Origin of the sequence: Alkanindiges hydrocarboniclasticus, from assembly GCF_001982605.1 — a bacterium.
GTDB lineage: Bacteria > Pseudomonadota > Gammaproteobacteria > Pseudomonadales > Moraxellaceae > Alkanindiges > Alkanindiges hydrocarboniclasticus.
Genome location: NZ_MLCN01000027.1, coordinates 20,079 through 42,087 on the forward strand (window position 1 = coordinate 20,079; position 22,009 = coordinate 42,087).

The following is a 22,009-nucleotide window of genomic DNA, read 5'->3' on the forward strand; positions in this document are numbered from 1 at the left end:
CCCAAAAGCTAGAACTGGTAATATCTCGTATCTTTTATTGCAGATTTACCACTGGCTTGTTCAGTAAATATATTCAGCAATAACGGATTGTTAGCCACAAAATGCATGCCTTCACTTCGCAACCACTGGACTGCTTTTAACTGACTGCCCTGCAACCAGCCAAGCGCGGAAAAACTATGCATCATCAGGCTATTGTGGCTGCGACGCTTGACTTCATAACGGTTCAGGGTTTGCCAGTGTGCCCAGAGTCCACGCGCTGCATCACGCATCAGACAATCCACTAATAATGCCGCGTCCAGACAGCCCAGATTGACGCCCTGCCCTGCCAATGGATGCACCACATGCGCAGCATCACCAATCAGCGCCAGATGCGGCAATACGTAGCGCTCCGCCTGTCTGGCTGCCAATGGAAATGCAGCACGGGACTCTACGGCTATTACTTGTCCCAGCATATGTCCACTGGCATGGGTAATTGCCGCCAGAAAATCGGAATCACTTAGCTGGCTTAGCTCTTCTGCATCCTGTTCAGGCAGTGTCCATACTACTGATTGCCAATAGCCAGCGGGCTCATCCCCGTCTAAATCGGTCAACGCTAAATCAGTCATGGGCAGGAATGCTAAAGGCCCGGTGGGTAAAAATACCTGACGGGCAATCTGCTGATGTGGCTTTTCGGTTTTAATGGCACAGCTAATGGCGGTTTGCTTGTAATTCAGCACATCAACACCAATGCCTGCCATTGTCCTGACCAGTGAATTGGCCCCATCAGCGCCAATCAGTAAGGCCGTATTAAACTGCTGCCCGTCATTTAAGGTAATTTGCCAGTAATCACTAAATGGCTCAATGCCCTGCACCCGCACCTGTGTGTGGTATTGCTGAACCTGGGCTTTGAGTTCATGCTGAATGGCCAATCCCAGCACGCCCGGCTCTACCATGCTGCCGAGTAAATCTTGGGCCGTACGCGGTGCTGTCGTGTCTGTTTTGCCAAATTCCAGACTACCATAGCCGTCCCGTGACCAGACCTGCATGCCATAGTAATCTGCCTTGCGCTGGATATGCGGCCATACGCCGGTTTGTTCAAGTAAACTAATCGTAGCGGGACTTAATGCCAGTACCCGCGCATCACGGCGCTGTAAAATGGCCGTATCCAGTTCAGGTGCAGCATCCAGTACAATGGGCTGAATCCCAGCCCGGACCAGTAACAGGGCGCATAAACCACCAACCAGACCACCGCCGATAATAACCACCTTTTCAATAGGTGCTGCTTCCAACTGCTGATTTGCCGACATGTGCTGCCCCTATCCTAAGCTACTCGTTTCATACTGATGTTGTAATGATGATTTAAACCTTTAAGCCCATGGCATAAGTTGCGACCAGTTGCTTGGCACCCGGAATGACATCAAAGGCTACAAGACCTGTATTGCGTGCCAGCTTCAGCAGTGGATTCTGGTTGGAAAAGCCACGCACCACGCTATCACAAAAACGGATCACACGTTTCTGGTCACTCAAGCGGGCCTGTTCATAATGCTGAAGGCGGGTATTGTCACCCATGTCCTGTCCGGCCTGATATTGCTCAGTAAGGTAACGGGTCAGCACATGGGCATCACGCATGCACAGGTTAAAGCCCTGCCCAGCCACCGGATGCAGGGTGTGCGCGGCATTACCCATAAGCACTACACGGCCAGACACTTGTCCATGCGCCAGTACCTGTGACAGCGGATAGGCAAACCGCTTGCCTGTTTTGGTAAATTCACCGGCACGGTTGCCATAAGTATGCTGCAAGGCCTGTAAAAACTGCACATCATTGGCTTCGCCCAGCCACTGGTTTTCACTACCTTTTTCGACTGTCCATACTACCGAACGACGATAACTGTCCTGCTGGCCAGTGATTGCAGGCAATGGCAATAAGGCCAGAGGGCCATTTTTACTAAAACGCTCAAATGCCACTTGTCCATGTGGCTTGCTGGTTTGTACAGTGGTCACTATCGCCACTTGCTGGTAATCATGCTCATCCACGCCAATGCCCAGTGCCTTGCGGCAAAATGAATCACGGCCATCGGCTGCAATCAGCAAACTGGACTGAAACTCCAATTGCTCGCTGCCCTGCTGTGCGGTAACCCACACCTTGCCTGTATCCTGTTGCAGCGATGTCACCTGAATGCCATCCACCAGTTCAATATTGGCATTGGCACGCACTTCACTGAGCAACACACGGCCCAGCCATGCGTTTTCAATCACCTGACCAAAGCTTTCTACTTTTTCCTCATTGGCCTGCAAACGTGCCTTGCCAAAACCACCCTGCTCACTAATATTAACCTGCAAAATCGGCGTGGCATGCTGCGATAATTTATCCCACAGACCTAGCTCGGTAAAAATCTGTACCGTGCGACGTGATAAAGCCGTATTGCGGGCATCAAAACTGGAATGATACGTGTCAGGTTCACCAGCGGGGTTTTCAGGATATTTCACCGCTTCCAGCAAGCGAATGGCAATGCCTTGCCTTGCCAGCATTAATGCGAGGCTTAAACCGACCATACCGCCGCCAACGATTATTACTGGTTGCTGTGACATATTTTGGTTCCTGTTTCAGATGTCTTTTTTCAATCGACTTATTTTTAAATCAAATTCAATTACTGGCTAAGCTAGAAACACTGTAAAATCAGCCAGCCTTTTGCATTAATGCTTCAATCTCTTCCACGGTTTTTGGCACATCTTTAGTCAGTACCTCATTGCCCGTTGTCGTCAGCAGCACATCATCTTCAATACGGATACCAATGCCGCGCCAGCGTGCTTCCACTGTTTCATCATCCGGAGCAATGTACAGGCCGGGTTCAACCGTCACCACCATGCCGGGTTGATACGGCCGCCATTCATTGTTCAGCTTATAACTGCCCACATCGTGTACATCCATGCCCAGCCAGTGCCCTGTGCCATGCATATAAAACTGGCGGTAGGCTTCGCTGCTAATCAGCTCGTCCACATTACCCTGTAACAACCCCAGTTCTACCAATCCTTCGGTCAAAATTCGGACTGCGGTTTCATGCGGCAAACGGTAGTGATTGCCGGGTTTAGTTGCTTCAATCGCGGCAAGCTGGGCTTTTAACACCAGCTCATATAAGGCTTTTTGCTCCGGTGAAAACTGGCCATTGACCGGAAAGGTACGGGTAATGTCCGCGGCATAATGATCCAGCTCGGCACCGGCATCAATCAACACCAGGTCACCGTCTTTTAAGGGCTGGTTGTTTTCTACATAATGCAAAATGCAGCCATTGGCACCGCCCCCCACAATACTGTTATAAGCGGTCTGGCAGCCATTTTGCGCAAAGACATACAACAGCTCGGCTTCTAGTGCATATTCCATCATGCCGGGCTTAGCCTGCTGCATGGCACGCATGTGTGCCTGCGCACTAATTTGTGCTGCCTTGCGCATTAAATTAATTTCATGCGGATCCTTAAACAGGCGCATTTCATCCAGAATGGAATCCAACTGGATAATTTCCACAGGCCCCTGTCCACCCTGACGCTGGTTGGCCGCAATTTTTTTTAGCCAGCCTGTCACACGCAAATCAAATTCAGCATCCTGACCTAGCCGTACATACAAGCGCTTTTTACCACTCAGCAAGCCAATAATTTGCTCGTCCAGTTGTTGAATGATAAACGCCTGATCTGCTGCATATTGATTGACTGCGCCTTCGGTTCCGGCACGCAAACCATTCCAGATTTCCATTTCGCGGTTACGCTCACGGCAAAACAGCGTATACGGCTGCGTACAACCACTGTCCAGCACTGCTACTGCTTCTGGCTCGGCAAAACCGGTCAGGTAATAAAAGCTGCTATCCGCACGGAACTTATAGTCCGCATCGCGGTTACGGTACATTTCCGCACGGGTAGCAATAATGGCAATGGCATCATTCCCCATTTTTTCCATCAGGCGGGCGCGGCGGCTGGCAAAAGGCATCTGTTCTGGCAAGGTCATTGTTTAATAACTGACTTTAATGGATGGATTTTAGAATCATTCCCTCTTTTGCTGAGGGAATGCAAGCATTTTTATAAATACAGCAGCTACAGAATAGCTCATCTCAGGATGGGCGATCCGGTGTAAACATATCGACAATGGAAATATTATCATCCTGCACTACTCTGGCTGAGGATGCCTGATTTTTTGAATTGTTCTTGAAAATAGCGGTATCAGCCAAATCCTGTTTCTGGCGGCCAGTGGCAAGGCTTACCGGAATCAGGCGTACAAACTCCACCAGATCCGCATAGCTGGCTTCACCTTCCTCATCATCATCGCCAGCTTCAAACTCAACTGCCGCCACATCCTGCAAATCTTGTAACAATTCAGACTCATCGTTACGCAACTGGCCAGAAGCCAGCCCAAAACCCAATACCACGCCATTACACCAGTCTGCCAGACACTGTACCCGTTCTTCTAGGGTGTGCTGGTCATCCGGCAACATAGGCATGTAATCCAGACTATCATCAGCCAGTGCGGCGGCGGCATCTTCTGCTTCATCTACCAGCAATTGCAGGGCATTGGGGTCTAAGGGCGCAAAATCCAGCTGTTGCAGCATATACTGCCATTCTTCTGCATTGGGAGGCTGTGCCACCGATACAATTCCCATCACCAAGCCATGCAGCTCACTAGGGCTTGCCAGCTCGGGAATATCGTTAAAAGCGGCTTCCCATTCGTTCCAACCTGAAATATCGTCTTGCATTACATTGACCAACCTCTATCTTGGCCTCTATATTACTCTTCATTGTTAAGCGACGCGACCCAATCATGTTGGAAGAAGTTCAGCGTTTACAAACGCTCATTCAAAAATTAACCACTCAGTTGCAATTGGTGCAAACGCAAAACCAGGAATTGCGTACCGCGCTGGAAGCCAAGCCAAAAACGGTGGAAGACCCGGCAGTGCGCGAAGCACTGGAACTCACCAATGTCCGCAATCAGGAACTGGAACAGGAACTGGAGCAATTCCAGCAGCGTTATATCAGCCTGCAAACTGACGCCACTGCCTTGGCCGAACGCTATGGCCGCCTTGAACAAAATGCCGGTGAGTTAAAAAACCGTTTTGAGTCATTACTGGTGGTGCGTGACCAATTAAAAACCGAGCGTGACAAACTGGCCGCAGAACAGCAGCAACTGGCCCAGAAGCATCAGGGACTGATTAAAGAACGTGATGATTTAATCACCAAGAATGAACACGCCAAGCAAAAAGTGGAAGCCATCATTCAGCGTCTGGCCTCTTTGGGTCAGGGGGTCAGTCCGGCACAGGCCAATCAGGACATTGCGGGACTTGAAAATCTTGCTGCCGAAGAGGAAGGAAATCAGCCATGACTGTTGACGTAAGAATTCTGGACCGCTCCTATAAACTGGCATGCGAACCCAGCGAAGAGGAACAACTGCAAAAAGCGGTAGGCCTGCTGGAACAAAAACTACAGGAAATCCGCCGTAACATGCCAAGGCTGGAATCTGAACGGGTGGCGGTGCTGGTGGCCCTGAGTCTGGCCCAGGAAGTGTTAACCTTAAATAAAGGCTTGCAGGAACAAACCCATTGCCAGCGCCTAATTAAGCAAATGATTAACGAGGCTGAAAAAACGCTTGCATAGTAATAAGGTTGCAGAGTCGTTCACAGTGTGAAGTTCAAGCCTTAAAAGTGTTTTTTATACAAAGTCCCACAAAAGCTTTGCTAAAAAATAAAGCAAACGCACAACAGTGGGGCTTACAGCAGCTTCAGTCTGCGCTATAATGTGCTTAATCTGAAGTGTTCGCCAGTGTGTCCTAATCCCCTGAGCCGATATCAACACGTATGGATGCGGTCTGCTGACTTTGTGTGCATGTCTACCCCGAGTAGAAAGCCTGTAAGTTGGCGTCGCCTCCGCCTTGAACTTTAGGGTTCAAGGGTAACGACACACAGCGGCACTTTGGAGCTTTTATTTTAAAATAATAATTGATCTCTGTACGCTTCAGGACTCATACCAGCCAGTACCTTAAAGGCCCGTGCAAAGTTTGATGATGAGGAGTAACCCAGTTCATATGCGATCTGGGTAATGCTATCCGAAGAATTCTCAAGTCGTTGCTTGGCCCTTACAATAATCACTTGTTTTTTAATATAATTAAAATCTGTATTTTTCTTGCGCAGTTGGCGCTGCAATGTTTTGGTTGATACATGCAGCAGGCTGGCACATTCTGCCAGCGTTGGCATTTGATATGCATTCATCAATACGCTTTCGATCCATGCCGGAAAATCCTGTCCATGGGTAATTTCCTTCATTTGTTCCTGACATCTCAACTCCACTGCCTTTAAAGTCATCTCGTCAGCCAGTGGTAATTTATAGTCAAGCAATGTCTGACTTAAAATGAGTTTTAATCCCGGTTTATGCAATGCATTAAAATGAAATATTGCTGAGGTTAAATGTTTAAATTTAGGCAAGTGTCGCGGCTGCGGTATGGATAAAAAAATGTGATAGTTTGAGATATTCTGGTTAAGTAGCTCGTTGATATTATTCTGTAATGCCACGGCAATGGCTTCAATATGGAAATTCAGGCTAAGTGGTTGCATCACCAGTTCCGGTTCAATCAGCAATTCCATGTGGTTTTGCTCATTGTAATGAATGGATGCCTTAAAGCTGGGCATGATTAAGCTGAAGTAACGGGTGACAAGCTTAATGGCATGTTCAATAGTGCCACAGGTTAAAATTGCATAACCCACCAGACTATGCGAGCTTAAGTGTAAGGAACGGCCTAGTTCAAACGCCAGATCATGGTTAGCCGGATAGCTTAAACAATACTGAACAAATTTTTCTACCTGTTCCACCGATACCTTGAGATCAGGTTCGGCAACAAACTTCTCAATATCAATATTAAGCTCATCGAACAGGGCCTGCGTGGAAATACCCCTTGAGACAATGAGTTCAAGTAATCTTAAATAATAGCGCACCGGAATGAGCGGAATGGTTTTATTGATCATTTTAGTATGATGTTGAGGCAGGTTTAAGGGAATGATTTAAACCGCTGAGCATGTAGAAATGTCCAGCGGCTGCGTTAGACTTTGTTCACTTCAATTTTTTCCCATGTCAATTTTTGATCATTTCAAGCCGTAAGCACTTCAAATTTTAAACTTTAGCTATCTCAATGTTTGTCCATTTCAAAGCACTATCATTTCAAAATCCGCTTTGCTGACACCACAGTCAGGACATGACCAGTGTTCGGAAATATCTTCCCAGCGCGTACCGGCATCAATCCCTTCTTCTGGCCAGCCCAGTGCTTCATCATAAATCCAGCCACAAACAATGCACTGATATTTTTTCATGCTGCTCTCATTGTGCCAGCGTCACTGGTTGGGTGGTATGTTTAAATAAGGACGCGTACTTGTTTAACAGCAGTTTACGCGCTTTGGGATAAATATTCAGTTTGTCTATTTGACCCTCATAGTGCTGAATTACCCGTTCATCCATGAGTTTAAACCACCAGTTTGGAATCAGGGCGGGCAACACCATGCTGGCATAACCGGCAGGCAACTGCGGTACATTGGCATAATGGCGCAGCGACTGAAAACTGCGGGCAGGATACGCATGATGATCGGAATGACGCTGGAGCTGGTATAGCAGCACATTACTGAACATGCTGTTATTGTTCCAGCTATGCTCTGGCATGGTTCGCGCATAACGCCCATTGCCCAGCTCCTCCCGTTTCAGGCCATAATGTTCCATATAATTAACTGCCTCAAACAACGTGATACCGCACATTGCCTGCGTAAGCTGGGTTGGAATAATCCGGGTACCAAAGCATTTCAGCATAAGCAGATGGTAAGCTGCACTAATGGCCCAGCCGTGCATCAGTTCATTGTCCAGCGACCAGAACTGTTTGCCCTTGCGCTCCAAGCGGCGGGTTTCAATCTCTATGGCAGACTTAAAGCTGCCCACTACGGTACGGGGCCAGAACTGCCAGAAGCTTTCACCCAGTTGAGAGGATGCCGGGTCTTCCGGAGTAGCCACGCGGCGGTGATGCCCATACGGATGCTCAATGCGAAAATGGTTGTAGCCGGTTGGGGCCAGACACAAATGCGATAAGTAGTGTTCCAGCTTGCCCGGCTTATGACTTAATTCATGGGCAGTATTGATGGCAACACCGTTGACCACGCCCAACAGGTGACCAAATAAAATCCGGTCTGTCAGTGGTGTGGTTTCCCTGCTGGCAATGTAGTTACCATAAAAATTGGCAGCCAGTTGAAAAGGAATAAATAATTTCACCACACGGGCATAATAGGGATCATGTTCCAGCGCCGCAATTGCCTCTTCAGGCGGGTTATCAGGGTCTTCACCCATGGCTTTATCAATGGCTGGAATAATCAGATGCAACGCCAAAGGGCCAGTAGCAGCAAATACTTTCCGGGTTATTTTTGGGCCAAACTGGTAACCCAGAAAAGCCGCATTGGCAATATTGGGCACCACCAGCCCCAATAGCCATAGCCTCCGTTTGTTATCGCTGAATTTGACAGCGGACTTAGCTGAATTAATAGAGGTTTTCGCGTTCATCACCGGCTCCACAACTTGTTATCTTGGGCTTGATAAAACCAATTGTGGCCGTTAAACAGGCTTGCTGAAATTCATTAAACGACATTTATCATTCATTTTAAGACACCTTGTCATTTAATGGTGTGTGTTCTTTCGAGTACGTTGCAAATCCGGTTATTAGCTGACAGCAGGATTTTTATGCTGTACAAATACAAAGCCGGTTTGATCAACCGGCCAGTGGATGTAAATTGTGGCTTGCTAATCTTGACCCGTTATTCCTCATTCATGCTGCATTCATAGTTGGTTGGCTCAAACTTGCAGCGTACCCGCTTTAAAAACTGCATCATGGTTTTATCGTAGTAACCTTCCTTGGTCATGGCAATGCGTGCTTCACGCATCATTTTCAGATAACCCGGCTTGTCGGTACTGGGCACATCCATCCAGTATTTAACGGGAATGTCATTTTCGGTTTGATACACAAAGTCGTAGGCTGGTGCAAGGTTAAGCGAACTGACCTCCCGTACAATCTGGCCGAGGCCATCCGGAAACTTGCCACGGTGCATCATGAGCACGCCCGTCACCTGCATCAGTGGAAAACGGATAATGGCACCCTGTATCTGCCCATCCGGGCCAGTCATGCCTTTGGCCAGCTCCATGGGTTTAAAGATAAGCGCTGGCCCAGCCATCACCTGCACCTCGCCATTGTTAAATTTGCCGCCCACAGAGGTAAAATCCACAGCTACCGGCTGGGCACCTACCCGCTGTACCAGTTTGGCCTGTGATTTATCAAAATCAAATACCGCCACTTTCTTACCTGCTGCCTTGGCCAGCGTATTAATCTTGCGGTCATTGACCATAATGTAGGCGGCACCCAGCGGAATGATACCCACCACCTCATAGTCCTTATTGGTCATGCGGCTGGCAAATTCAGGCCGTGACAGCAAGCTGATGGCTTCGGACAATTGCTTGTAGGTGAGAATACCGCCAATGGCGTCCATGCTGCCGGTAAAGGAATTAAACTGGCGCGCACGAATATTGCTCATGCCGGCGCCATCACATTTTTTCATTTTAAAATCTTCGGCCAGCACACGCTCATCGCTATACACGCGGATTTTGGTTTCGGTACTGGCGCTTTTTTTCAGTTTGGGATAACCCAGATCAATGCGCAAGGTGAGCGGATTAATCATGGTGACATTCAGGTTAATGCCAATGTCCTTGGCCATGCGGGTGTATTTGGGCACTTCCGTCAGGTAACTCATGGCCTGTTTGAAACTTTCCCCCTTGGGACCGTCCGGTGAATACACACACAAGGTGACTTGTTTGGGGATTTTTTGCCACGTTGCCGGATTGTCCATCAGCTTTTGAATACGGCCAATCACCGACTGGCTCAGTTGCGGCTCAGGTTTGCTGGCAGGTGCCGCAAATGCTGTTGCAGGTAATAGTACGGGAGCAAAAGCTGCACATAACATACTGCTGCATATTAGGTTTTTTGAGGCAAACTGCTTGAGATTTTTCATTATTTTACATCCTGCTTGGCTAATCCTTCAGCAGGATTAAAGCATGCCTTGTGGGCGGCCACATTGACACTTGCATAACGAAGCACCTGAGAGTTTGGTCAATAGGACGACTGCCTGAATTGATTTCAGGGGTTGTCAGACCCAAATAAAATGCCGGCAGCTCAATTTTTATTGATTGGGACAGGCTCACTTGGGCATGATACAGAGGCAGCGCGTCATTACTTGACGCCAGCTAATATTTATTTATGCATTCTGCGTGGCCAACTGCTTTTATTATTTTCCAGATTGGTTAGTATTTTAGTCAGGCCAATTTATCTTACCGATTTTACAAATAATTTTTACAGGCATATCAATGCTAATGACAATTACTGCCGAACAGGCACAACAAGCAATTCCTGATGCCAACTCACAAAAAGCAGCAAAAAAACTGTCCAGATGTGAAGATTGGCACAATAAGGGAGCATCCAGCGAACAATGGATCTGGGGTGAAATTACCGGTAGCGCCATTTACCAAAGTGCGGTGTTTTTACCTGAACTGAAGTTTGAATGCAGTTGCCCCAGCTTTAAACGTCCCTGTAAACATGCGCTTGGCCTGCTGCTCTGCTATGTTGATCATCAAATCTTGTTTCCCATGGTGGATGAACAGCCTGAGCGGGTTAAAAAATGGATTGAGAAAAAACACAAGGCCAGTCAGAAAGCCACTAGCAGCGAACCCGCCAAGGCAGTTGATCCGGAAGCACGCGCCAAGCGCCTGGCTGCACGCGAGAAAAAAGTGGACGATGGCATCGGCACCCTTGAAGTCTGGTTGCATGATCTGGTTCGGTTGGGGTTAGCCAAGGCCAGACAGGACAGCTATAGTTTATTTAACCAGATTAGTACACGCCTAACTGATGCTCAGGCCACCGGTTTGCTGGCATGGATTGAGGCGCTGCATACGGCCCTGTTTACAGAGCACTGGCAACAAGACAGCCTGAACTGGCTGGGACGTTTAAATCTGGTGGTACACCTGTGGCAGCGACGCTCACAACTTGATCCGCTGTTACAGGCTGAGTTACGCCAGTTGATTGGTTTTACAATGACATCTGACCAGTTGGCCACTTTACCCTTCGAAAAAAAACATTACTGGACGCTGGGACATAAAATTGGTGCGCTAAATGATGGTAAGGGCCGTTATCGTCGCCAGTGGCTATGGCAGCCCGAACAACAGCAGCCTGCCCTGCTTCTGGATTTTGAGATTGGCTCATTCACCCATTTTCCACTGGCGTTACCGCTTGGCCAGTTACAGCCACTGGCGCTGCAATTTTACCCGTCTTCTGTGCCTTGCCGTGCCAAACTGGCTGAGCAGCCCAGTACCATTGCTTTCTCCAATGACAGCATTCCCCAAGGTGCATTTGCCCATTTTGAACAGGCATTACAGCACCACGCCAGCCGTCTAAGCCACAATCCGTTGATGACGCAAGAATGCTGGCTGGTAGAGAATTTATACTTGCATCTGATTGATAACAGGGTCTATGCGGTGGATCAGCAACAAGCCCTATTGCCGTTAAGCATTCAGGACCACTGGAAGTTAATGGCGGCTGTAGGCGATCAGGCATTTTTACTGGCGGCTGAATGGAACGGGCAGCAACTGGATGTGCTGAGTGTATGGCAGAACAATCAAATGAGTTGTTTTTATTAATAACCACAAATTAAAGAGTACAAAAAAGATGAGTACATTTGCCCATGAGCTAGGGCTACAACTGACTCTGGGAAGCCAGTTTAACAAGCCTCTTAATATTCCATCTGACGTAAAAGCCCTGCTTAAAGATGATATCACCGAGGGCGACAAGGAACAGTATTTGCTGCAACTGCTGTCGGCATGGACGCTGTATCAGGATGCTGGCTTTCAGCCCGTTACGCTTTCATTGGATCATCCCCGAACAATTTCACGTGCTGATCCAGAATCATTAATTGTGGTTGCCGAGCCAGTGCAGCACATTTTTAAACGCTATTTTGCTGAAAAAAGCGAACGCCAGCGCTTAAATTTCCCCAAAATTCTGTGGACTTACTGGATACAGGCTACCCGGCAGCAGCAAGGCAAGATTCCTAATGCCTTATTGGTGGACTTTTTATCTGCGCTGTATAGTGATCAACGTGCCGATGTGCTGCATTTGCTTAGCTCACGGGCCTTGTGGCTTGGCCAGCATAACCCGGAATGGCAATGGACAGCAGCAGCACAATCCATCACGCTGGATGCTACAGGGCAACTGGATGCGGCAACGCAACAACTCTGGCTGAGTGCCGATAAATCAGTTCGTGTGTTGCTATTACAACGGTTGCGCCAGCTTGACCCCATGCTGGGCTTACAACAATTACAATTGGTCTGGGACAGTATTGACGCTGAACAACGCGAAAACCTTGTTCAATGCTTGGCAGCACAATTGTCAGAAGCTGATGTTGCGTTTTTACAACAGGTATTTGGCACTGATCGTAGCCGCGTGGTCAAACAAAGTAGCGCCTATTTATTGAGCCGCTTGCCGCAAAGTGACTTTTACCAGCAGTTGGTAAGTATCTTTAATCAATCGGTAAACTACCAGAATAGCGAACAAGCGCTTGAATTTGAACTGCCCGAAACATTGCTAAAACAGCTTAAAGAACAATCACTGGATGGTAAAGGCAGCAAAATCCTGTCTGGCAATCAGCAGAAAACCGGCGAAAAAGCACAAACCATTGCGTTTTTATGCAGCCTGTTTCCACTGGATTGCTGGTCAAATTTGATTGCTGATGCGCACCAGTGCTTTAGTGCCATAAAAAAATGTATCTGGGCGGATAGCATTCTGGCTGGATTGCGTTTGGCCATCATTCACCAGCAGCGTCAGGACTGGGCAACCACATTATTCCAGCACCAGCAAGGCTTACTGATTCATCACGACGCCACCGATGAACAAAGCCAGTTACTGGCGCTGCTCTCACCCGAACAGCGTGAAAAAATCATGCTACTGCAATGCCAGAATTTTAAGTCTGGTCATTATCACGACAGCACCCGACAAGTATGGGATCAGTTTTTTGCTGAGCAAATCAGGCAAGTCAAAAATTTGGATGACTCGGCACAAGGTTTTATCTCTGAACTGCTTGCAGATGAGTGCCTGACATTTATTCAAACCCATGACAAATACACCCATACCTGTGCGTGGCTAAAAGATTTTCTGGTCTTATGCGCCTCTCCCCAATGGATGAACAGGCACTTAACTCACTTTGAACCCGATGAGTTGCCACTGTGGCATACCCGACAACAGTTAACCCAAATCAGTCCTTAATCAGACTGGCTATTTATTCATAAACACCAATTGACCAGACAACGAAAAACAAGGAACACCTCATGAACGATATTCTGCGCGCCAAGGCTGAAATACAATTTGCCCACGAGCTAACCGCCCTGCGTGAACATGATCACCATGTCCGTCCACCACAGTGGCAGTTGTCCCCGCAAGCTGTGGTGGACTACCTGATGGGCAAAACACTGGCTGATGGTACGGTGATTACGCCCAAATACATTGGTAACCGTCGCCTGATGGAAATTGCGGTTGCTACCTTGGCCACGGATCGCGCTTTATTGTTGCTGGGCGTTCCCGGAACCGCCAAATCCTGGGTATCTGAACACTTGGCTGCTGCCATTTCTGGCAATAGTGGCTTGCTGATTCAGGGCACAGCAGGCACCAGTGAAGACAGTTTGCGTTATAGCTGGAATTATGCGCTGTTACTGGCCAAAGGCCCAAGTACAGAAGCACTGATTCAAAGCCCAATGCTGAACGCCATGCAGGCAGGCAAGATTGCCCGGATTGAAGAACTCACCCGTATCCCTGCTGACGTACAGGACACCCTGATTACCCTGCTGTCAGAAAAAACCCTGCCGGTGCCGGAACTGGGGATTGATTATCAGGCGGTTAAAGGCTTTAGCGTGATTGCCACGGCCAATAACCGTGACAAAGGGGTGAATGAACTATCGTCGGCCTTAAAGCGCCGTTTTAATACGGTAATTCTGCCCTCACCTGCCAGCGTGGAAGAGGAAGTCCAGATTGTGCAGCAGCGGGTGGCTTCACTGGGTAAAACACTGGAGCTGCCTGAAATTGCCCCGGTGGATGAACAAATTATAAAGCTGGTGACCATATTCCGGGAGTTACGGCATGGTGCCACGCTGGACGGCAAACAAAAACTTAAAGCGCCAAGCGGTACGTTGTCTACTGCTGAGGCCATCTCGGTAATGAGTCAGGGCTGGGCCATGGCGGCGCATTTTGGCAATGGAACGGTTAATGCCGACGATCTGGCAGCGGGCCTACAGGGTGCTATTTTAAAAGACCCGGTACAGGATCAACTGCCCTGGAAGGAATATCTGGAAACCGTAGTAAAGGAACGTGAAGGCTGGCAAGACCTGTATCGTGCCTGTCGTGAGCTGGGTTAATTCCCTGCTACACAGATGGGTTGGCATATTGGTTAAAACAGGACATCAACATGATTCACTTACTGGGTATTCGCCATCATGGCCCGGGGTCGGCACGCAGCGTGCTGGCGGCCTTACACACATTGCAGCCTGACTGCATCCTGATCGAAGGCCCTAGCGATGCTGATGCACTGCTACAGCATGTGCTTGATCCCGCCTTTGTGCCGCCTGTAGCGTTGCTCATCAACACCCCCATTCAAAAGCAGGAACGCCCGCAGGCTGTATTTTATCCATTTGCCGAGTTTTCGCCGGAATGGCAGGCCATGCGCTTTGCAGCACAGCATACAATTCATGTTCGCTTTATGGATTTACCCTGCCAGCATGGTTTTGCCATTGACAGTGAATGGCAGGCAAAAATGGCTGAGCAAGCCAAGCAGGAACAGGCTAAGCCAGACCCTGATGCCGCTTTGCCTGATGCTGCTCATTCGGAAGTTCTTGCTGATATAGACCGCATTGATCCCATCCGGTTGCTGGCTGAAGCTGCCGGTTATCAGGATAGCGAACGCTTCTGGGAGCATCTGGTTGAACAGCAACCGCACGCTGGTAATGTGTTTGAACTGGTGGGTGATGCCATGCAGGCCGTACGTGAACATATTGAAAGCCAATACAGTGAAGCACAACAGCAGTCTTATGCCTATTACCGGGAAAAACTGCGGGAAGCCTGTATGCGCAAAGCCTTGCGTCAGGCTGAAAAAGACGGCTTCCAGAACATTGTGGTGGTGTGTGGCGCATGGCATGTGCCCGCTTTGCGCGAACTGAAAAAAACCCAGAAAGACGACAATGCCTTGCTGAAAGGCTTACCCAAAGTAAAAACCGAAAGTGCATGGATTGCATGGACCCATGGTCGGCTAAACCGCGATAGTGGTTACGGTGCAGGCATTGAATCAGTGGGCTGGTATGCCCATTTGTGGAAACACTATACCCAGACGCCTGAAGGACAAGCCATTGATGCTGAAAAAATCAGTATTGACTGGCTAAGCCGCTTTGCCCATGCCCTGCGCCAGCAGGGACAGGATGCCTCCAGTGCGCAACTGATTGACGCAACCCAGTTAATTCAGGCCTTGTTGAGCTTGCGAGGACGACATTTACCGGATCTGGATGACTTGCAGGAAGCCATTGTCAGTGTCCTGCATCATGGCTATGCCCTGCCGCAACCCGTGCTGGACCAATTACTGGCCGATGAAAAGCTGGGGCAAGTGCCTGAAGCCCTGCAAAACCTGCCGATTCAGCAAGACTTTGCCCAGCAATGCAAAAGCTTTCGCTTAAAACTGGAAGCACCACATAAAACCATTGAGCTGGATTTGCGCGTTGCCTTTGATCTGGCAAAAAGCCAGTTTTTGCATCGCTTAAAACTACTGGGCCTGCAATGGGCAGCGCTGGAAAACTACCCGAAAGGCCGTGGCAGTTATAAAGAAACATGGACGCTGTCATGGCAGCCCGAAAACAGCCTGTTTTTGAATGAGATGTCTGTGTGGGGCAACCGGGTTGATCAGGCCGCACAGGCGCTGATCCATGACCAGATCCAGCATGTCGATGACATTGCCATACTGGCCAGAACCATTGAAGGTATCCTGCTTGCAGCGCTGGATGACAGTCTGGAAACAGCCCTGTTACGACTTGATGCACTGTCCAGCCAGCAGCACGATCCGGTTTTGCTGATCCAGGCGCTGAACCCACTGGCCAATGCTGTGCGTTATGGCAGCGTGCGCCCGTTTAATCCTGAGCTGTTACAGCAAATCATTCATCGGTTTGCCCTGCGCATTAGCCTGTCCATGCCATTGCATTGCCAGAACTTAAATGATGAGGTGGCCGTAGAACGCGCCAAACAGCTTGACCAGTTTTATCAGCTGATTGACCTGCTGGACGATGCCGAACTCCGGCAGGCATGGCAAAGCCTGTTAGTTAAACTGCTCAATACTGAAACCCTGCATGGCTATTTGCAGGGCTGGTGCTGCCGGATTGCCCGTGAACAGCAGTTGATTGACGATGCACAGGCACGCACCCGGTTTTCCCATGCATTATCAAGTGGTCAGACACCGGAATACAGTGCAGCATGGTTTGAGGGATTTATTACCCAGCAGGCATTGTTGCTGATCCATGATGACACTTTATGGCAATTGGTAGATCAGTGGCTGCTTGGCCTGTCGGAACTGCAATTGATTGAACTCTTGCCATTATTGCGTCGCACGACCTCAAGTTTTAGTCATCCTGAACGGCAGCAACTGGCGCAAAAGTCACAGCATGGACACAGTGTACAAGGCAAACAACAGGGTCTGGAAGCGTTAAATCAGGCGCGCAGCCAGCAGGTACTGGCTGTATTACAGCAGTGGTTGCATTTACCACGCGATCAGGACTTGCCAGCCCGTCAGGCTGATACTCAGGAGCAAACTGTATGAATCAATCTGCCATGACTGAACGTGAGCGACGCTGGCGTCTGGTGCTGGGTGAAGCACCAGAACAGTCTGGTCAATGGAGCCAGCAGGATGTCCAGATGAATCAGGCGTTGAGCCTGTTGTACCAGAGTGAATCAGACCGCCGCGGTGGACTGGGTTCATCCTCGCCCAAAATTGCCCAGTGGCTGGGGGATATTCGCCAGTATTTTCCAAGTTCTGTGGTCAAGATCATGCAAAAGGATGCTTTAGAACGCCTTAATTTGCAGCAGATGCTGTTGGAACCTGAATTACTGGCTACCGTGGAAGCCGATATCCATATGGTGAGCACGCTGATCAACCTTAACCATTTAATGCCTGAACAAACCAAGGAAACCGCACGTCAGGTGGTGCGTAAGGTGGTTGAAGAACTGGAGCGACGTTTGGCACAGCCCATGCAGCAAGCCATTCGGGGTAGCCTCAATCGCGCCCAGCATAGTCGTCGCCCAAAACGGATTCAGGACATTAACTGGAAGCGCACCATTCAGGCCAACCTGAAACACTGGCAACAGGACTACCAGACCATTATTCCGCATGAGCTGCATGGTCATCCACGCCAGCAATCCTCCATGAAGGATATTGTATTGTGTGTGGATCAAAGTGGCTCCATGGCGCCTTCGGTGGTGTATTCCAGCCTGTTTGCTGCAGTGATGGCCAGCATCCGCGCGGTCAGTACCCAGATGGTGGTGTTTGATACCAGTATTGTCGACCTCACGCCGCTGCTGGCTGACCCGGTGGACGTGCTGTTTGGTACACAGCTTGGCGGCGGCACAGACATTGCCAAGGCACTTAAATTTTGCCGCCAGAAAATCACCCGGCCTGAAGATACCATCTTTATTCTGGTGAGCGACCTGTACGAAGGCGGTGATGCCAAGCAAATGCTGAAACAGGCGGCTGAAATGGTCAATAGCGGCATTCAGGTGATTGCCCTGCTGGCTTTATCCGATGAAGGCGCACCGTTTTATGATGCCAATCATGCCACCTTATTTTCTCAAATGGGGATTCCAACCTTTGCCTGCACGCCGGACCAGTTTCCTGACATTATGGCCGCTGCTATTGAAAAACGGGATATTCAGCAGCTTTTGGCACAGAATCCTTAAATAAATAAGAACCTGAAACTGGCGTGTCATTTCATACTGGTGATCGCTAGCACAGCAACGCTAAAACATTAATGGAAAGGCAGACCGCAAGATGACAAAAAAATCTGCCTTTCCATGGCATCATTTTCTTTAATCCACTTTGAACCTACTTAGGCGCAAGGCATTCATCACCACCGATACCGAGCTAAGCGACATGGCCAGTGCCGCCATCATCGGGGTGAGTAAAATACCAAATAGCGGATAAAGCACCCCGGCCGCAACGGGTACCCCAATGGCGTTATACAGCAGGGAAAATGTCAGGTTTTGCTTCATGTTTTTCACCGTGGCCTGTGACAAGCGATAAGCCCGGGCAATGCCATACAAATCACCTTTCACCAACGTCACACTGGCACTTTGCATGGCAATATCGGTGCCGGTGCCCATGGCAATTCCCACTGTTGCGGCTGCCAGTGCGGGCGCATCATTAATGCCATCACCGGCCATAGCCACCACCTTGCCCTGCTGTTGCAGGCGTTTGACCAGCTCAGCCTTGCTGTGCGGAGTCATGTCGCCATAGGCCTGGGTAATCTCCAGGGTATTGGCTACTACATTGGCACTGGCCTGACTATCGCCAGTTGCCATAATCACTTCAAGGTTTTGCGCTTTTAGGAACGCCAGAGCCTGCGCGGTGGTTGCCTTGATGGGATCATTCACACTCACCAAAGCAGCCAGTTGTCCATTAATGGCAAAATACAAAATGATTTCACCCTGATGACGCAATTCTTGCGCCTGACGCTGGGTGGCACTGTCTAGCACAATGCCTGCCTGTTTCAGCCAGCTTTCACTGCCAGCCATTAACTGATGACCGTTGAGCTTGGCTTGTACGCCAATCCCGGATGAAGAATCAAAATCTTCCACCGTTTGCAGGCTGATATTTTGGGTGTGGGCAGCTTGCATAATGGCACGTGCCAGTGGATGCTCGCTGCCCTGCTCCAGTGATGCCAGCATGCCCAAAAGCTGATCATTGTCAAACTGGTTGGTCTTGGCAAGCAAACGATTCAATACCGGACGGCCTTCCGTTAAGGTGCCGGTTTTATCAATCACCACCGTGGTCACTTGCCGTAGCTGCTCAATGGCTTCGGCATTACTAAACAGCACGCCGCTGGTTGCAGCCCGGCCAGTTGCAGCCATAATCGACATGGGCGTTGCCAAGCCTAATGCACAAGGACAGGCAATAATCAGCACGGCCACACTGTTGAGCAAGGCATAACTTAACTGCGGTTGCGGGCCAAACAATGCCCAAACTGCAAATGTCATCAGTGCAATCGCCAGCACCACCAGTACAAAACCACCCGCCACTTTGTCAGCAATTCGCTGCATGGGCGCACGCGAACGTTGTGCATCCGCTACCAGCCGCACAATCTGCGCCAGCATGCTGTCCTGTCCAATATGCTGCGCTTCAATCACTACGCTGCCACTGCCATTAATTGTGGCACCAATCACCCGGTCACCAGCCTGTTTTTTCACTGGCATCGGTTCACCCGTCAGCATGGATTCATCAATACTAGTGCTTCCCTCTAGTACCATGCCATCTACCGGAATTTTATCACCGGGCCGGATGCGCAACTGGTCACCCACCTGCACCTGTTCCAGTGGAATTTCCTGTGCCTGCCCATCCTGCACCCGCCATGCAGTACTGGCCTGTAAACCCAGCAGGCTTTTTAGTGCGCTGGAGGTTTTGGAGCGGGCTTTAAGCTCCAGAATCTGGCCAAATAAGGTGAGTGATACAATCATACAGGCGGCTTCAAAATACACGCCCACCCGACCATGCATATAAAACGACTGCGGGAAAATTTGCGGGGCTAGTGTAGCCACCACGCTATAAATAAATGAGGCGCTCACGCCAATGCCAATGAGCGTCCACATATTCAAATGACGGGTTTTTAGGGATGCAAAACAACGCTGTAAAATTGGCCAACCCGCCCACAGTACCACAGGCAGGCTAAGTAAGAGTTCCAGCCCACTGCGTACACCGGCAGACAGTCCTGCAATATGGTGACCCAGCATGGCCAGTGTCATGACGATGATAGATAGCGGCAATGTCCAGTAAAAACGACGGCTAAAATCAACCAGTTCCGGTGATACCTCATCAGTTAAACTGGGCTGCATGGGTTCTAGCGCCATGCCACAAACTGGACAGGTGCCCGGCCCTTTTTGCACAATTTCCGGGTCCATGGGACAGGTGTACAACATTTCCGATGCACCAGCGGGCAAGGGCTGTGTGGCTTTTGGTTGCAAGTATTTTTCTGGCTCAGCCTGAAATTTGGCCAAACAACCTTCCCGGCAAAAATAATAGTGCTGCTGCTGATAATCAGTATGCCACTGACTCGCTGTGCTGACTGTCATGCCGCACACCGGATCAATGGCCGACTCAGTTGGGTAATCAGGGTTTGCATTGGACTTTGTTCCGCCACAACATCCCTGTTTTTCTGGCTCAGTTGCAATTGACTGGGTTGGCTGATGTTGATGATTCGACAAATGTGGATCGCTGGCATCTTGAGGCACTTCGCCACAACAGGAGGAATGGGCCTTGTGATTTGTGTGGTTTGCGTGGTCTGATTTAGCATGATTCATGATCAATACCTGATTTGACATTTCTTACCAAACACGATAAACCCTGTACTCAGGTACAGAGTCAAGTCCGCTTTGTACACATTTTTTGGCAACAGCAATGTTGTTTAATTATTCATTTTTTGCGCACTCATGAGGCGACAACGCACATGCTAACCATTGGCAAACTGGCAAAGCAGGCAGGTGTTTCCAGCGAAACCATCCGTTATTACCAGCGTATTGGCTTGCTGCGCATTCCTGAAAGTACACAGGCTTACCGCTATTATCAGGCGCACGATCTTGAACGTCTCTTATTTATTAAACGTGCCAAACAGGCTGGCTTGCAGCTCAATGAAATTGCCGAGTTGCTGGCACTCGATGGTTTACAGGACAAACAGCGTGTGCGTGAAGTCATCAAAAAGCGTTTGCATGAAATCCAGCACCGTATTGATGAACTCGAGCATTTACAGCATCGCCTGAGTACCTGGATTGATGAATGCGAGCACTCCAGCACTGCCTGCTGTCCTATTTTGCAGGCGTTAAATGACCCTGCTGTTTCATCCGACCAAATTCCCAGACTTTAATCCGCCTATTGGATTGCAGATCAATCAACCATCCAGATATTGAGTATATGACACCCGAACAGCTTAAGCTTTTGCGCAAACAATTACGCCAACAGCGCCGTTCTTTAGCCTTGCGCACCCGGCAACAGGCAGGACGCAAGGTTTCTCAGCATCTGCGCAGGCAGGCTGTATTGCATCAGGCGCGCCATATTGGGATTTACCTGAGCGCCTTTAGTGAAGTTCCTACCCAGTCCATTATTAACTTGGGCTTAAAACTGCATAAAAAAATTTACCTGCCACAAATCCGTAACTTTGACCAGAAACTGCGGTGGGTGCGCATTAATCGCCAGCAATGGCAAAACCGGCGTTTTTCCAGTCACAAACTGGGTATGCATGAACCACGGCAACGCGGCATTAGCGTCAATCGCTTGGATCTATTAATAATGCCACTACTGGCCTTTGACCGGCATGGCTCCAGGGTCGGCATGGGCGGCGGTTACTATGACCGCACCTTATGGAAGAAGCATAAGGCTTACCGGCTGGGACTGGCCTATGAGTTTCAACAGGCAGAGCAGCTTGATCGGAAGCCGTGGGACCAGCCACTGGATGCCGTGCTGACCCCATCCGGCTTGATCAGTTTTACCTCACAAAAATCGTTCTACAAAACATAAAACAAAATCAAAAACAAAATCAGTGTCCTAAGCTCAGGATTCATTCATTTTTTTGTGAATAAATGATGCCTTGAGTCTGAACCATTTGCGTCAAAAGTCCAGACAAGGTAAATTGCAGCACCAGTATTCGTTGTATTTTTATTCGT

18 protein-coding genes and 1 other RNA gene are annotated in these 22,009 nt (G+C 49.2%); 10 read left to right on the forward strand and 9 right to left on the reverse strand.

What is annotated here, in order from left to right; all coding sequences use genetic code 11:
- Positions 1 to 8: 8 nt before the first annotated feature.
- From BKE30_RS10315 to BKE30_RS10330, 4 genes are all read right to left on the reverse strand, one after another.
- Entirely contained in the window at positions 9 to 1,286 is a 1,278-nt protein-coding gene (locus BKE30_RS10315; RefSeq protein ID WP_076878512.1) for an FAD-dependent monooxygenase, read from the reverse strand.
- A 52-nt stretch (positions 1,287 to 1,338) separates the two neighbouring features.
- The gene (gene ubiH / locus BKE30_RS10320; RefSeq protein WP_076878513.1) at positions 1,339 to 2,568 is read right to left on the reverse strand and encodes a 2-octaprenyl-6-methoxyphenyl hydroxylase; all 1,230 of its coding nucleotides are present in this window, start codon (positions 2,566 to 2,568) and stop codon (positions 1,339 to 1,341) included.
- A gap of 88 nt (positions 2,569 to 2,656) precedes the next feature.
- On the reverse strand, positions 2,657 to 3,973 hold the full coding sequence (gene pepP, locus BKE30_RS10325; RefSeq protein ID WP_076878514.1) for a Xaa-Pro aminopeptidase: 1,317 nt from the start codon (positions 3,971 to 3,973) through the stop codon (positions 2,657 to 2,659).
- A gap of 103 nt (positions 3,974 to 4,076) precedes the next feature.
- A complete protein-coding gene (locus BKE30_RS10330; protein ID WP_076878515.1) occupies positions 4,077 to 4,715 on the reverse strand; it encodes a UPF0149 family protein in 639 nt (212 codons plus the stop codon).
- A 65-nt stretch (positions 4,716 to 4,780) separates the two neighbouring features.
- On the opposite strand from BKE30_RS10330, the gene BKE30_RS10335 reads away from it, so the two are divergent.
- The 3 genes from BKE30_RS10335 to ssrS all read left to right on the forward strand — a co-directional run bounded on the left by BKE30_RS10335 (position 4,781) and on the right by ssrS (position 5,936).
- Positions 4,781 to 5,338: a hypothetical protein gene (locus BKE30_RS10335; protein ID WP_076878516.1), complete on the forward strand. Its 558-nt coding sequence runs from the start codon at positions 4,781 to 4,783 to the stop codon at positions 5,336 to 5,338.
- A complete protein-coding gene (locus tag BKE30_RS10340; RefSeq protein WP_076878517.1) occupies positions 5,335 to 5,610 on the forward strand; it encodes a cell division protein ZapA in 276 nt (91 codons plus the stop codon). The genes BKE30_RS10335 and BKE30_RS10340 overlap by 4 nt, the downstream gene beginning before the upstream one ends.
- A 144-nt stretch (positions 5,611 to 5,754) precedes the next feature.
- Positions 5,755 to 5,936, forward strand: a non-coding RNA gene (ssrS, locus tag BKE30_RS10345) — 6S RNA.
- 3 nt (positions 5,937 to 5,939) lie between these two features.
- On the opposite strand, the gene BKE30_RS10350 is transcribed toward ssrS, so the two are convergent.
- The 4 genes from BKE30_RS10350 to BKE30_RS10365 form a co-directional block, all read right to left on the reverse strand.
- Positions 5,940 to 6,971 (reverse strand): AraC family transcriptional regulator, encoded by a 1,032-nt coding sequence (locus tag BKE30_RS10350; protein WP_076878518.1) that lies wholly within the window; start codon positions 6,969 to 6,971, stop codon positions 5,940 to 5,942.
- A gap of 177 nt (positions 6,972 to 7,148) precedes the next feature.
- Positions 7,149 to 7,313, reverse strand: coding sequence for a rubredoxin (locus tag BKE30_RS10355; protein WP_076878519.1), 165 nt, complete (start codon positions 7,311 to 7,313; stop codon positions 7,149 to 7,151).
- Between the two features lie 7 nt (positions 7,314 to 7,320).
- Positions 7,321 to 8,538, reverse strand: coding sequence for an alkane 1-monooxygenase (locus BKE30_RS10360; RefSeq protein ID WP_076878520.1), 1,218 nt, complete (start codon positions 8,536 to 8,538; stop codon positions 7,321 to 7,323).
- Between the two features lie 251 nt (positions 8,539 to 8,789).
- The gene (locus BKE30_RS10365; RefSeq protein ID WP_076878521.1) at positions 8,790 to 10,034 is read right to left on the reverse strand and encodes a putative solute-binding protein; all 1,245 of its coding nucleotides are present in this window, start codon (positions 10,032 to 10,034) and stop codon (positions 8,790 to 8,792) included.
- A 352-nt stretch (positions 10,035 to 10,386) separates the two neighbouring features.
- On the opposite strand from BKE30_RS10365, the gene BKE30_RS10370 reads away from it, so the two are divergent.
- From BKE30_RS10370 to BKE30_RS10390, 5 genes are all read left to right on the forward strand, one after another.
- Positions 10,387 to 11,712, forward strand: a complete 1,326-nt coding sequence (locus BKE30_RS10370) for an SWIM zinc finger family protein (protein WP_076878522.1) — start codon at positions 10,387 to 10,389, stop codon at positions 11,710 to 11,712.
- Between the two features lie 28 nt (positions 11,713 to 11,740).
- Positions 11,741 to 13,330 (forward strand): DUF5691 domain-containing protein, encoded by a 1,590-nt coding sequence (locus tag BKE30_RS10375; protein WP_076878523.1) that lies wholly within the window; start codon positions 11,741 to 11,743, stop codon positions 13,328 to 13,330.
- Positions 13,331 to 13,392: 62 nt separating this feature from the next.
- Entirely contained in the window at positions 13,393 to 14,472 is a 1,080-nt protein-coding gene (locus BKE30_RS10380) for an ATP-binding protein (RefSeq protein ID WP_076878524.1), read from the forward strand.
- A gap of 50 nt (positions 14,473 to 14,522) precedes the next feature.
- Entirely contained in the window at positions 14,523 to 16,907 is a 2,385-nt protein-coding gene (locus BKE30_RS10385) for a DUF5682 family protein (RefSeq protein WP_076878525.1), read from the forward strand.
- Positions 16,904 to 18,040 carry a VWA domain-containing protein gene (locus BKE30_RS10390; protein ID WP_076878526.1) on the forward strand — a complete coding sequence of 379 codons (1,137 nt, stop codon included), beginning with the start codon at positions 16,904 to 16,906 and terminating at the stop codon, positions 18,038 to 18,040. Before BKE30_RS10385 ends, BKE30_RS10390 begins: the two co-directional genes overlap by 4 nt.
- A gap of 129 nt (positions 18,041 to 18,169) precedes the next feature.
- Here BKE30_RS10390 and BKE30_RS10395 read toward each other — a convergent pair whose 3' ends face one another.
- Positions 18,170 to 20,653, reverse strand: coding sequence for a heavy metal translocating P-type ATPase (locus BKE30_RS10395; RefSeq protein WP_083698534.1), 2,484 nt, complete (start codon positions 20,651 to 20,653; stop codon positions 18,170 to 18,172).
- 146 nt (positions 20,654 to 20,799) lie between these two features.
- Here BKE30_RS10395 and BKE30_RS10400 point away from each other — a divergent pair, with 146 nt between their 5' ends.
- Both BKE30_RS10400 and BKE30_RS10405 read left to right on the forward strand, forming a co-directional pair.
- Positions 20,800 to 21,213, forward strand: a complete 414-nt coding sequence (locus BKE30_RS10400; RefSeq protein ID WP_076878527.1) for a MerR family transcriptional regulator — start codon at positions 20,800 to 20,802, stop codon at positions 21,211 to 21,213.
- Positions 21,214 to 21,260: 47 nt separating this feature from the next.
- Positions 21,261 to 21,863, forward strand: coding sequence for a 5-formyltetrahydrofolate cyclo-ligase (locus tag BKE30_RS10405; protein WP_076878528.1), 603 nt, complete (start codon positions 21,261 to 21,263; stop codon positions 21,861 to 21,863).
- The last annotated feature ends 146 nt before the right edge of the window (positions 21,864 to 22,009 follow it).

Bases quoted from the DNA above. Each gene is read 5' to 3' on its own strand.
- BKE30_RS10315 (WP_076878512.1), bottom strand. From the start codon at position 1,286: ATGTCGGCAAATCAGCAGTTGGAAGCAGCACCTATTGAAAAGGTGGTT.
- ubiH (WP_076878513.1), bottom strand. From the start codon at position 2,568: ATGTCACAGCAACCAGTAATAATCGTTGGCGGCGGTATGGTCGGTTTA.
- pepP (WP_076878514.1), bottom strand. From the start codon at position 3,973: ATGACCTTGCCAGAACAGATGCCTTTTGCCAGCCGCCGCGCCCGCCTG.
- BKE30_RS10330 (WP_076878515.1), bottom strand. From the start codon at position 4,715: ATGCAAGACGATATTTCAGGTTGGAACGAATGGGAAGCCGCTTTTAAC.
- BKE30_RS10335 (WP_076878516.1), top strand. From the start codon at position 4,781: ATGTTGGAAGAAGTTCAGCGTTTACAAACGCTCATTCAAAAATTAACC.
- BKE30_RS10340 (WP_076878517.1), top strand. From the start codon at position 5,335: ATGACTGTTGACGTAAGAATTCTGGACCGCTCCTATAAACTGGCATGC.
- BKE30_RS10350 (WP_076878518.1), bottom strand. From the start codon at position 6,971: ATGATCAATAAAACCATTCCGCTCATTCCGGTGCGCTATTATTTAAGA.
- BKE30_RS10355 (WP_076878519.1), bottom strand. From the start codon at position 7,313: ATGAAAAAATATCAGTGCATTGTTTGTGGCTGGATTTATGATGAAGCA.
- BKE30_RS10360 (WP_076878520.1), bottom strand. From the start codon at position 8,538: ATGAACGCGAAAACCTCTATTAATTCAGCTAAGTCCGCTGTCAAATTC.
- BKE30_RS10365 (WP_076878521.1), bottom strand. From the start codon at position 10,034: ATGAAAAATCTCAAGCAGTTTGCCTCAAAAAACCTAATATGCAGCAGT.
- BKE30_RS10370 (WP_076878522.1), top strand. From the start codon at position 10,387: ATGCTAATGACAATTACTGCCGAACAGGCACAACAAGCAATTCCTGAT.
- BKE30_RS10375 (WP_076878523.1), top strand. From the start codon at position 11,741: ATGAGTACATTTGCCCATGAGCTAGGGCTACAACTGACTCTGGGAAGC.
- BKE30_RS10380 (WP_076878524.1), top strand. From the start codon at position 13,393: ATGAACGATATTCTGCGCGCCAAGGCTGAAATACAATTTGCCCACGAG.
- BKE30_RS10385 (WP_076878525.1), top strand. From the start codon at position 14,523: ATGATTCACTTACTGGGTATTCGCCATCATGGCCCGGGGTCGGCACGC.
- BKE30_RS10390 (WP_076878526.1), top strand. From the start codon at position 16,904: ATGAATCAATCTGCCATGACTGAACGTGAGCGACGCTGGCGTCTGGTG.
- BKE30_RS10395 (WP_083698534.1), bottom strand. From the start codon at position 20,653: ATGAATCATGCTAAATCAGACCACGCAAACCACACAAATCACAAGGCC.
- BKE30_RS10400 (WP_076878527.1), top strand. From the start codon at position 20,800: ATGCTAACCATTGGCAAACTGGCAAAGCAGGCAGGTGTTTCCAGCGAA.
- BKE30_RS10405 (WP_076878528.1), top strand. From the start codon at position 21,261: ATGACACCCGAACAGCTTAAGCTTTTGCGCAAACAATTACGCCAACAG.